We start from the raw sequence: 12398 nt of genomic DNA on the forward strand, positions 1-12398 counted from the left end.
GAAAAAGTGCGTGCCGAGTGGGCCATGATCTGCACCGCCCACAACCTCCTCAAGCTGTTCACCCTCGCAAAGCCCGCCTGAGCCGCCTATCCTGCAACAAATGTCCGTCGCAACGACCTATCTGGACAGGCTCCTAGCGGTGGCACAAAACCTCAAAGGCTGGCGAAGCCTAGGCCTTCACGTCTTTCAACCACCGTCCAAGAACAACAGCCGTATGTTGCGGAAAGGTTGTCGAACCGCAGCAACAGGTTTAACATTCGCCGCGCTAATGACGGTATGCCTCTCACCGGAGTTAGATCGATATGCTTGTCAAAGATGTGATGACGACGAAGATCGTCAATGTATCCCCTGACAACAGCGTCAGACACGCAGCCAGAGTCATGCTCGACAATCACATTAGCGGCGTGCCCGTCGTTGACGATGAAGGGTGTCTGGTGGGCTTGATCAGCGAAGGCGATCTGATCCGGCGGACCGAGTTGGGCGGCGTCGCACCGATGGTCGAAGCGGCACTTGCTGCCGAAGATAGGGCCAACGCATATGTGAAGCGCTCCTCGTGGAGGGTTGGTGACGCTATGACGGCCAATCCCATTACAATCGACGAAAATATGTCTGTCGCGCGTGTTGCCACGGTCATGCAGGAACGCGGCATCAAGCGTATTCCTGTCCTTCGAAACGGCGTCCTGGTCGGTATCGTCAGCCGCGCCGATCTGTTGCAGGCGATCTTGTCAGCAAAACAGGACGAAACCGCAGCAGGTGATGAAGCCATCCGACGCAGCATCGTCGTCCGCCTTGGAGAGAACACCGGGCTTGAAGCACTGGATGTGAGGGTCGATGTGGCCGATGGCATCGTGCACCTCTGGGGCGACGTCAAGACTGCCGACTGCCGGAGGGCAGCACGAATCCTCGCCGAGAACGTTCGCGGCGTCAGAGGCGTGGTAGAGCATTTCTCAGACCCTCATCCGCATTAGCTGGCCTCACTTGCCTCGAACAGCTTCGAACTCATCCAACTGGAGGAGCATGGACATGGCAAAGACGATGAAGGCGGCTGTCGTTCGACAGTTCCGCACTCCGCTCAGCATCGAGGAGATGGCGATCCCGGTTCCAGGAGCAGGGCAGATACTCGTCAAATATGAAGCGACGGGCGTTTGCCACACCGATCTGCATGCAGCCAATGGCGACTGGCCCGTAAAGCCATCCCCCCCGTTCGTACCGGGGCATGAGGGTGTTGGGTTTGTGTCAGCCGTGGGCACCGGTGTGAAGAGAGTAAAGGAAGGCGACAGGGTCGGAGTACCCTGGCTCCATACCGCCTGCGGCTATTGTCCTTACTGCAGAACAGGTTGGGAAACGCTGTGCGGCTCGCAATCGAATACAGGATACTCCGTGAACGGCACGTTCGCAGAATTCGGACTTGCGGACCCCAATTTCGTCGCCAGCGTTCCAGACAGATTGGAGTTCGGAGCCGCTGCGCCTGTACTCTGCGCTGGGGTCACGGTGTACAAGGGCCTGAAGGAAACCGAGGTCCGTCCCGGAGAATGGGTAGCCGTGTCAGGTGTCGGTGGTCTGGGCCACATGGCGGTGCAATATGCCAAGGCTATGGGCATGAACGTCGTCGCCGCCGACATATTCGAAGAAAAGCTGACGCTGGCGAGGCAGCTTGGCGCGGACATCACGGTCAACGGCAAGGCTGAAGATGCCATTGACCAGGTAAGAAAAGCTACGAACGGCGGTGTTCATGGAGCCCTCGTGACCGCTGTATCTCCGATCGCAATGGAACAAGCCTTCGGTTTCATGCGGTCGAAGGGAACGATGGCCTTGGTTGGCCTTCCCCCTGGATTGATTTCTCTGCCCGTGTTCGAGACGGTCTTGAAGCGCATTACTGTGCGTGGATCGATCGTGGGCACCCGCCAGGACTTGGAGGAATCGTTACAGTTTGCCGCAGAAGGCAAGGTGAAACCTCATTTTTCCTGGGAGAGCCTCGAGAGCATCAACGACATCTTCCATCGAATGGAAGCGGGCAAGATCGACGGTCGCATAGTCATGCGACTTCACTAGCTTGCGTGACGGCAAGCCGGAGGGATTTCAACATATCTCATTGATCGGGAGGCTTAGATGGTTTCGGCTGATACGGCATCGATGAACGAGACAGCATCCGGAAAATCACATTCGCCAACCCCGTTGTCTTCAGACGAACTTCGCCTGATGGATGCCTATTGGCGGGCCTCGAACTATCTTTCGGTCGGCCAGATCTATCTGCTCGACAATCCGCTCCTGCGCGAGCCCCTGAAGCGAGAGCACATAAAACCGCGTCTGCTAGGCCACTGGGGAACCTCACCCGGCCTCAACATGCTCTACGTGCATCTCAACCGGGTCATCAAGCGCGACGATCTCAACATGATCTACGTGATCGGTCCGGGGCATGGAGGGCCATCGCTGGTGGCCCATGCCTATCTGGAAGGGACCTATAGCGAGTTCTATCCCGACATTGGCCAGGATAACGAGGGAATGCAGCGGCTCTTCAAGCAGTTCAGCTTTCCCGGCGGCATTCCGAGCCATGTGGCGCCGGAAACACCGGGCAGCATCCATGAGGGCGGCGAACTCGGCTATGCGCTCAGCCATGCCTATGGCGCGGCATTCGACAATCCCGATCTCATCGTTGCCTGTGTCGTTGGCGACGGCGAAGCCGAGACCGGGCCGCTTGCGACTGGTTGGCAAAGCAACAAATTCCTGAACCCCGCTCGCGACGGCTGCGTCCTGCCGATCCTGCATTTGAACGGCTATAAAATCGCCAACCCGTGCTTCCTCGCACGCATCCCGCACGAAGAACTGCGGAAGTTCTTCGAAGGGATGGGCTACAAGCCCTATTTCATCGAAGGGCATGATCCGGCGAGTGTCCACCAGCAATTGGCAAGCGTGCTCGACACGGCCATGGCGGAGATCCGGCAGATCTGGGAAAACGCGCGCACCGGAGGGAGTGTGAATCGACCTGCCTGGCCGATGATCGTCTTCCGCACGCCTAAGGGCTGGACCTGCCCGGAAGAAATCGACGGCAAGAAATGTGAGGGCTACTGGCGATCGCACCAGGTACCGATGGGCGAGATGGACAAGCCGGAACACATCCGCATCCTGGAACAATGGATGAGAAGCTATCGCCCGGAGGAGCTTTTCACCGACGAGGGTCGACTGAGGCCGGAGCTTGCCGCTCTGGCACCATCGGGGCATCGCCGGATGAGCGACAACCCGCACGCCAACGGTGGGCTGTTGCTGCGCGATCTGAAGATGCCGGCCTTCCGCGACTATGCCGTCGATGTTCCGCACCCCGGTGCGACCACGGTGGAGGCCGCTCGCGTTATGGGCAAGTTCCTGCGCGACGTGATGAAGGTCAACATGGACAGCCGGAACTTCCGCTTGTTCAGTCCGGACGAAAACAATTCCAACCGCTGGCAGGACGTGCTCGAGGTCACCGACCGCTGCTACATGGCCGAGATCTACCCCGAGGACGATCATCTCTCGCCGGATGGGCGTATCATGGAGGTCCTCAGCGAGCACCAGTGCCAAGGCTGGCTCGAAGGATATCTGCTCACCGGCCGCCATGGGTTCTTCTCCTGCTATGAGGCTTTCATCCACATCATCGACTCGATGTTCAACCAACATGCCAAGTGGCTGAAGGTCTGCAATGAGATCCCCTGGCGCCGCCCCGTGGCGTCGCTGAACTATTTCTTGAGTTCACATGTCTGGCGTCAGGACCACAACGGTTTCAGCCATCAGGATCCGGGTTTCATCGATCACGTCGTCAACAAGAAAGCAGAAGTCGTCCGCGTCTACCTTCCGCCGGATGCCAACACGCTTCTTTCCGTGACCGATCATTGCCTGCGCAGCCGCAATTACATCAACGTGGTCGTGGCGGGAAAACAGCCGGGTCCGCAATGGCTGACGATGGAGCAAGCCGTGCGCCATTGCAGCATGGGGGTCAGCATATGGGATTGGGCGAGCAACGACAGGGAGAACGAGCCAGATGTCGTTATGGCTTGCTGCGGCGACGTCCCGACGCTCGAAACATTGGCGGCGGTCCAGTTGCTGCGCGAGCACCTTCCGGAAGTGAAGGTCCGCGTCGTCAATGTCGTCAACCTGATGAAGTTGCAGCCGGCGGAGGAGCACCCCCATGGCCTTTCGGATCGGGATTTCGATGGAATTTTCACGCGGAACAGGCCAATCATCTTCGCTTTCCACGGCTATCCGTGGCTGATCCATCGCCTTACCTATCGCCGAGCGAACCACGGCAATCTGCACGTTCGCGGCTACAAGGAAGAGGGCACCACGACGACACCGTTCGACATGGTCGTCTTAAATGAACTCGACCGCTTCCACCTGGTGAGCGATGTCATCGACCGTCTGCCGCAACTCGGCGCGCGGGCTGCCTATTTCAAGCAGGCCATTCAGGCCAAGCTGATCGAGCATCGCGAATACATCGAGAAACATGGCGACGACATGCCGTCGATTACCGGCTGGAAATGGGGCGTCGGAGCTTCGGAGCAAGCAAAAGCAACGACTTCCACGGAAGGTGACAATGTCTAGCCCCGATTGAAGGATCGGTTTGATGGTTCGTCCAGTTGGCAGGAGTGGCGTCAGCGCAAGCCGCGAGGCGGGCGTGCCCCCTGATGTTGCCGTGTTTTCGAACGGTCGATACAACGTGCTTCTTACGGAGGCTGGTTCTGGATACGGATCCTGGCGCGGCCTCGATATCACCCGTTGGCGAGAAGACGGCACACGCGACTGTTGGGGCCAGTTCTGCTACATCCGAGACCTTGAGAGCAATGAGGTCTGGACGATTGGCCGACAACCGATCCGCCATCCAGGTGCTGTCTATCAGCATTTCTTTCACGGCGATCGCGCTGAGTACCGCTGTGTCCTCGGAGACATAGACATTCGGTGGGAGGTATGTGTCGCCTCCGATTGCGATGCCGAGGTGCGGTTGCTCCAACTCCGCAACAGGGGAAACAAAGCGAGAAGGCTTGAGCTGACAAGCTACTCTGAAATATGCCTGAACGGCCGACGCGCCGACAGTGCACATCCGGCATTTGCGAAGCTTTTCATCGAAACCTGGTTCGACGGTGAAACAACCGCATTATTCGCGCGACGTCGACCGCGCAGTGGGGCCGAGAAGCCGATCTTGGCGACGCACGTGTCCGCTTCAAGTGACGAGACCCATCGTTCGGTGGAGTATGACACCGACCGCTACAGATTTCTTGGCCGGAGGAGGACGCCATCAGGTCCCAACGCCCTTATGCCGGGCAGAAACCTGTCAGCCACCACAGGCCCCGTACTCGACCCTATCTTCAGCCTGCGCCGGATAGTCGTTCTAGAGCCCTCAGGAATGCAGCAAGTCGCATTTGTAACAGGCGCGGCGGAGGATGGCGCAGCCGCTGCAACGATTGCAAAGCGGTTCGCCAACATCGACGCCGCTCGTCGCGCATTATCAGGCGCCAAGGCCAGTTACGCCCACGGAGGCGCTTCTCCATCCCCTTCCCCTCAAGACGTAACCCTCTACAATCGGCTCGTGGGGCACTTGGCATTTTCGCACTCTGGCTTTTGGGACGGCACCGGTCAGAAGCGTCCGATCGGCAGCAATTTACGGTCAACGGGGATATCCGGAAACCTCCCTATTCTGCTCCTGCGAATTGACAAAACAGGTGAGGAAGCTCTCGTAGACGCTGTCATCAACGCCCACGCGTTCATCACCGGTCGTGGATTTCCCTTTGATCTCGTGATCCTCGATGAGACAGAGGCGAGTGGAAGAATGCCGTTGAGCACTAAGGCATCGAGCTACGTGGAAGCGGCGCTGGGCAAGGCCGGGGGCGTTCATTTCCCACCCACGACCAACGCGGCGGATGCCATCGCGGCGGCGGCACGCGCCGTACTATGTTGCAGCCGAGGATCACTTGCAGAGCAGCTTGCGCCAAAATCGGCCATTACTTTGCCGGCAATGAAAGAAACGAAAGCGCACATTTACGGCGCGCACGAAAGACGTCGCGCGGCTCGAGATAGCCTGCTTTTCTGGAATGGCCGCGGTGGTTTCACCAAAGACGGGCGCGAATATGTAATCGCAACGGACGGCGATCTCGCGACGCCAACGCCGTGGTGCAATGTCATTGCCAATAGCGCGTTTGGCTGCATGACGAGCGACAGCGGTCTTGGCTACACCTGGGCGGGCAACAGCCAATTAAACAGGCTGACACCCTGGTCAAACGATCCGGTTTCAGATTCGCCCAGCGAAATAGTATACTTGCGCGATGAGCGAACAGCGAAGTTGTGGACGCCGACGCCTTTGCCTCTAGGACAATCCTCGGCGACTACGGTGAGGCACGGGCAAGGCTACACACGCTACGAGAGCGATCGCGGGCTTCTGCATCATGAAATGACTGTCCATGTGCCGGTCACGGCGCCCGTCAAGATCATCCGCCTTGCTATACGAAACGATGGAAGGCATGCGTGCGATCTCACCGCCACCTATTTCATCGAATGGGTGCTCGGCATCTTACGGGAAGACGGGCACGCTCAGGTCGAATGCGAATTTGACAGCGAAATTGGTGCCATCGTTGCTCGGAGCCATGTTGCGAGTGATTTTTCCGGAGAATTGGCATTCGTGGCCTCAAGTGCGCCCGTACGATCGTTCACATGCGATCGGGGTGAGTTTCTCGGCAGAGAAGGTTCGGTTTCTCAACCGGCGGGACTGGAAAACTTGGATCTCGGCGGGCGCCTCGGATCCCCGCTCGACCCGTGCGCAGCCCTCATGGTGGACCTTTCAATCCCTCCAGCATCAACCGTCGAACTGGTATTCGTGCTTGGGCAGGCAAAGGATCGCGAGGAGATCAGCAGGCTCGTCCGCGAGCATGCTGAACCGAGGAGTGCGAGGAGCTCGCTGGCAGAAGCTTCCCGACAATGGGATCAGGTGTTGAACGCTGTCACGGTCCGTACGCCCGATACGGCCTTTAACCTCATGATGAACCGCTGGTTGCTCTATCAGGTGCTGTCTTGCCGCATCTGGGCGCGAACGGGCTTCTATCAATCCGGCGGCGCCTACGGGTTTCGCGACCAACTCCAGGATGTTGCAGCCCTTACACATTGCGCGCCCGCCGAGACGCGCGCGCACATCCTTCGCGCCGCTTCACGCCAATTTACCGAGGGGGATGTCCAACACTGGTGGCATCCTCCGTCGGGCGCCGGAGTGCGCACGCGTATGACCGATGACCTCTACTTTCTGCCATACGTTGTCCATCACTATGTCTCGATCTCAGGAGACTACGGGCTCCTGAGCGAACACGTTCCTTTCATCGTATCGCCTCCTCTGAGCAACGAGGAGGAAGAACGCTTTGAGGTTCCGCAAGTCTGCCAGGAAAGCGGGACCATCTATGAGCATTGCTGCCGGGCGCTTGATCGGGGTCTACGACTAGGAAGTCACGGGCTCCCATTGATGGGGACGGGCGACTGGAATGACGGCATGAACCGGGTCGGCGCCGAGGGCAAAGGCGAGAGTGTATGGAACGGGTGGTTCTTTCTGACCGTGCTCAGATCATTTGCCGCGATTGCATCGGTAATGGGAGATAAAAAACGGGTATCATGGTGCAAGGAGAGCGCCGAGGCCTTGCGCATGTCACTGGAGGAGCATGCCTGGGATGGCTCCTGGTATCGCCGCGCATATTTCGATGATGGCACTCCCCTTGGGTCCCTCTCGAATGACGAGTGCCAGATCGACGCTATTCCTCAAGCTTGGGCGGTCATCTCCGGCGCAGGAGACGCCGACCGCGCTTCTAAAGCGATGCGAGCGGTTTGGGAGCGGCTCGTTCACACCGAGAACAAGTTAGTTCAACTTTTTGATCCACCATTCGATAAAGGCAAACTGCAACCAGGCTACATAAAGGGCTATGTGCCCGGTATTCGAGAGAATGGCGGCCAATACACCCACGCCGCCGCCTGGGTGGCGCTGGCGACCGCGTTGCTCGGGGATGGCAATCGCGCGTTTCAGCTCTGGAGTATGCTCAACCCCATCAACCATGCCCTGTCACCCAAAGACACCGAGCGCTACATGGTCGAACCCTATGTCGTCAGCGCTGACGTCTATGGTGCGTTTCCTCACACGGGCCGCGGCGGCTGGACCTGGTACACGGGATCGGCTGGCTGGCTGTATCGTGTTGGTCTGGAAGCAATTCTCGGCATTCGGCGTCAGGGGCGTCAACTTTTTGTTGAGCCGTCCATACCGGACCATTGGCCAGCATATGAAGTTGACTTTCGATTTGGGTCGGCAACCTACCATATCAAGGTGAGCAGGGACTGCGAACCTGGAAAGGTTCCCCATTCTCTGAGCCTTGACGGCAAGGGCGTCGCTGAGCGGTGCGTTCTACTCTCAGACGACGGGCGAGATCATGATGTTCGTCTTGGGGTTGGCTAGGATGTCGAAATTGCTGTCGACAGATCCAGAACTGAAGCGCATGCCGACCGAGCAGGATCTCGCTCGGCTTCAGTTCACGACGTTGCTCTATTATCTGCATTGCACCAATCCGGACAACGGCCTCGTGCGCGACAAAACCCAAGCAGATGCTCCCGCGAGTATAGCCGCGATCGGCATGGCGCTCGCCACGATCCCGGTTCTCGTCGAGCGCGGCATCATAATTCGGAAGTTTGCCGCGAAGATTGCGCGACGCCGGCTGCAGTTTCTTCTGGAGTGTCCGCAAGGGCCGGAGCCCAATGCCTCCGGCTACAAGGGCTTTTTCTATCATTTCCTCGATATCGAAACCGGCCGACGCGTTTGGGAATGCGAATTGTCGACGATCGACTCGGCCTTCCTTTTCGCGGGAGCGCTGACGGTGGCGACCTACTTCGACGGGGGTTCGGACGAAGAAGCCGACGTTTGTCGCCTGGCCAATGCACTCTACGAACGTGCCGACTGGAACTGGGCCCGCGATCACGGACTAACCTTGACCCACGGTTGGCGCCCGGAGAACGGCTTCATTCCCTATCGATGGCGCGGCTACGACGAAGGCCTGCTCCTCTATATCCTCGGTCTCGGCTCGCCGACGTATCCGCTGCCGGCGGAGTCCTACGCCGCCTACACGGAAAGCTATGACTGGCGGAACCTCTTTGGCCGCGAATTGCTCTATTCGGGTCCGCTGTTCACGCACCAACTCTCGCACATGTGGATCGACTTTCGCGGCATAAGCGACGAATTCATGCGCGAGCACAACAGCGACTATTTTCAGAACAGCCGGCATGCGACCTTCGTCCAGCAGGAGTACGCCATCCGCAATCCGCTGAACTTTGTTGGATATGGCGAGCATTGCTGGGGGTTCACCGCCAGCGACGGCCCCGGTTGGACTAGGCGCAACGTCGGCGGCCTCGAGCGGGAGTTCTTCGATTACTCCGCCCGCGGTGCACCCTTCGGCCCCGACGACGGAACCGTATCGCCCTGGGCCGTCGTCGCTTCGTTGCCGTTCGCACCGGAGATCGTCATCCCGACCATCTTTAATTGCGCGCGCATGAATCTCGGCATGACACGGCTTTACGGATTCAAGCCATCCTTCAACCGAACCTATACCGTAGAAGGAAGCGAAGCCGGATGGTGGGTCAGCCCTTACCATTTCGGCGTCGACCAAGGCCCCGTGGTTCTGATGATCGAGAACTACCGAACCGGATTGCTGTGGAACGTCATGCGTCGATGTCCGCCGCTGGTCAAAGGCCTTAGACGTGCGGGGTTCTCCGGCGGTTGGCTATGAGCCCGCCGCATCGTTCAAACCAAGATATCGACCGTCTGCAGAAAGGAAATGGCCATGAGCAAGGGCTTGTTCTCTAATCAGCATGCCGGACTATGCAGAAGGGATCTCCTGATAATGGCAGGAACTGCCGCGGTCGCAAGCTATAGCCACAGCGCGATGGCAGCGGTTGGCGGAGAACCCATCAAGATTGGGGACGTCGGTCAGGGCGAAGATGTATTTGCTTATGTCAGCAGGGTTAAGGGCAGTTTTGATCAACAAGCCTACCAACAGGTCATCGGCGCTGCGAACGAGTTCAAGGAGGGGGATCAGACGATTGGAGTGGGCGCATTAGACGACACGACACGCCGTAACGCTCGAGCTCTTCTGACCAACACAAAACTCAGTGACCTTCACGATCACCCATTGTTTGAGGACGATCTGCAGCGCCTTATCTGGCAGACGACTGACCAGGCTCAGTTCCAAAAGATCAAAGACTGGACGATGGGGCGACTGAAGGAATTTCTTCTGACGGGATCGGAAGAAGAAATCAAAGGCGCCATGAACGGGCTGACCAGCGATACCATCGGCTTTGTGCCGAAACTCATGAACAATGAGGAGCTGATCTCCGTCAGCCAGAAAATTTTCAATGTCATGCCCGATACCAAGCTGGGGGCGAAGGGATACATGGGCGCACGCATCCAGCCGAATTCACCAACCGATCACCCCGACGACATCGCCTGGCAGGTCTTCGATGCTTTCTCCTATGCAACCGGAGACATCGTCATCGGTACCAACCCGGTGGACAGCACGGTAGACAGCGTCGCCACAGTCGAACGCGCGCTCAAGGACATCGTCGACGCTTTCAAGCTGGGCGACGTCATCCCTTGGTGCGTGCTCGCGCACATCGATGTCCAGGACGAGGTGAATGAGCGTTTCCCGGGAACCGTTTCCACAGTGTTCCAGAGCCTCGCTGGAACAGATGACTGCAACAAGATCTTCGATATTACCAATGAGAAAATACTGAAATATGCGCGCGCGAAGGCCGGGGAGAGATATGGCCTCTACTTCGAGACCGGGCAGGGTTCGGAATTCACCAACGGCGTGGCGAACGGCGTCGATATGATGGTGCTCGAGTCTCGAAAGTACGGCTTCAGTAGAGCGGTCGGCATCGAACTCGCAAAGGTCCAGCCCAAGGGCGCATGGCTGCATGTCAACGATGTTGCCGGCTTCATTGGGCCGGAGGTCTTTAAGAGCCGCGAACAACTCGTGCGGTGCTGCCTCGAGGACATGGTCATGGGCAAGCTCCATGGGCTCACCATCGGCCTCGATATCTGCACCACGCTGCACATGACGGTCAGCCTGGACGATCTGGATTGGTGCCAGGACCAGATCATGCCGGCCAATCCGGCTTATCTGATTGCGCTGCCGACCAAAAATGACCCGATGTTGAGCTATCTGACGACCGCGTTCCAGGATCACGTGCGGCTGAGGGAAAAGTTCGGCTTCAAGGTCAATGATGCGATGTGGGAGTTCTACAAGCGCATCGGGATCGTTGCCGAGGACAACACCTTCACCGCAAACTACGGTGATCCGCTGTGGGTATACTACCAGTACCGCCTCGCCAAAGGTGAGGGACGGTCAAAAGAAGCGGTCTATGCCGAAGGTCGTGAGAGGATCCGGGAAGTTGAAGAAAGAGGTGTCGATCTCGCAACAGGGCATGGAAAAGAAATCTGGGATCTCAATCCAGCGCTCGCGTCCAAAGTGAAGGGCCTGTACGATGACGCCAAACAATCACTCTGGGCTGAACTCACGCCTGAGTTTATCGCCGCCGTACCTGACGCCGTGCCGGTGCACACCCTATCCAGCGACCGCAACGACTACATCGCCCACCCGAGCACCGGTGAAATACTGAGCCCAGATTCGATCACGGAGATTGAGAGAATAAGAGCATCCTGGGGAAGCGACATGCCCAAGGGCCAGATCGTCATTTCGGACGGCCTGAACGCTAAGGCCATCATGGACGATGGACACCTTTCCCCCTACCTGGAGGAGATGCGCAAGCTGCTTTCGGAAGCCGGCGTCACCATGGGCGACAAGAACATTGTCGTCACCAGCGGAAGGGTGCGAGCCGGCTATCGGATCGGCGAGATGCTCTTCGAGAAAGCGGACCCCGACAGCCTGAGAGGGATTCTCCACATCATTGGCGAGCGCCCCGGCACCATGCACCACGCCTACTCGGTCTACATCACAGTCGCCAAGGGCAAGCGATGGACGGAGAAGGGTATCGATCACGATATCACGAGACTCGTGAGCAATGTCGCAGATACTGCCCTCCACCCAAAGGAAGCCGCCAAGGAAACCCTGACCATCATCAGGGAAATCGTCGGCAAACAGGTCAATAACAGTCGGCGATATGGGTAGGCACGACAGCGTGTTCGTCCCAGTGCCGCAAGCTCGAAGGCTAGTAAGGTGACCCGGCCGGAACATACGCATTGGATGCCGTTCTCAAGAAGCCGTCACCGGACGGCCCGATTGGTGATCCGCGAAAAAATCGAGGGGTAGCAACGATGGTTGGAGGTCTGATGCCTGCCACTTAGGGCTGCATCCTCTCTCAACCAGCGTGTTTGCGCAGGATACTTAGACATTCGCGGTCGG

At 58.1% G+C, this 12398-nt stretch carries 6 protein-coding genes; all 6 read left to right on the plus strand.

What is annotated here, in order from left to right:
- The first annotated feature begins 302 nt into the window (after positions 1–302).
- The 6 genes from AC244_RS18075 to AC244_RS18100 are packed head-to-tail and all read left to right on the plus strand — an operon-like array spanning position 303 to position 12164.
- Positions 303–968 (plus strand): CBS domain-containing protein, encoded by a 666-nt coding sequence (locus AC244_RS18075; RefSeq protein ID WP_053250221.1) that lies wholly within the window; start codon positions 303–305, stop codon positions 966–968.
- Between the two features lie 55 nt (positions 969–1023).
- The gene (gene adhP, locus AC244_RS18080) at positions 1024–2052 is read left to right on the plus strand and encodes an alcohol dehydrogenase AdhP (RefSeq protein ID WP_053250353.1); all 1029 of its coding nucleotides are present in this window, start codon (positions 1024–1026) and stop codon (positions 2050–2052) included.
- A gap of 57 nt (positions 2053–2109) precedes the next feature.
- Entirely contained in the window at positions 2110–4572 is a 2463-nt protein-coding gene (locus AC244_RS18085) for a phosphoketolase (protein WP_082366903.1), read from the plus strand.
- Between the two features lie 22 nt (positions 4573–4594).
- Positions 4595–8443, plus strand: coding sequence for a GH36-type glycosyl hydrolase domain-containing protein (locus tag AC244_RS18090; protein ID WP_053250222.1), 3849 nt, complete (start codon positions 4595–4597; stop codon positions 8441–8443).
- A gap of 1 nt (position 8444) precedes the next feature.
- Positions 8445–9764 (plus strand): glucoamylase family protein, encoded by a 1320-nt coding sequence (locus AC244_RS18095; protein WP_053250223.1) that lies wholly within the window; start codon positions 8445–8447, stop codon positions 9762–9764.
- A 54-nt stretch (positions 9765–9818) separates the two neighbouring features.
- Positions 9819–12164 (plus strand): ethanolamine ammonia-lyase, encoded by a 2346-nt coding sequence (locus tag AC244_RS18100; protein ID WP_053250224.1) that lies wholly within the window; start codon positions 9819–9821, stop codon positions 12162–12164.
- Positions 12165–12398: the final 234 nt, after the last annotated feature.

It is taken from the genome of Ensifer adhaerens, from assembly GCF_001270265.1.
In the GTDB taxonomy this organism is placed as follows: Bacteria; Pseudomonadota; Alphaproteobacteria; order Rhizobiales; family Rhizobiaceae; genus Ensifer; species Ensifer adhaerens_B.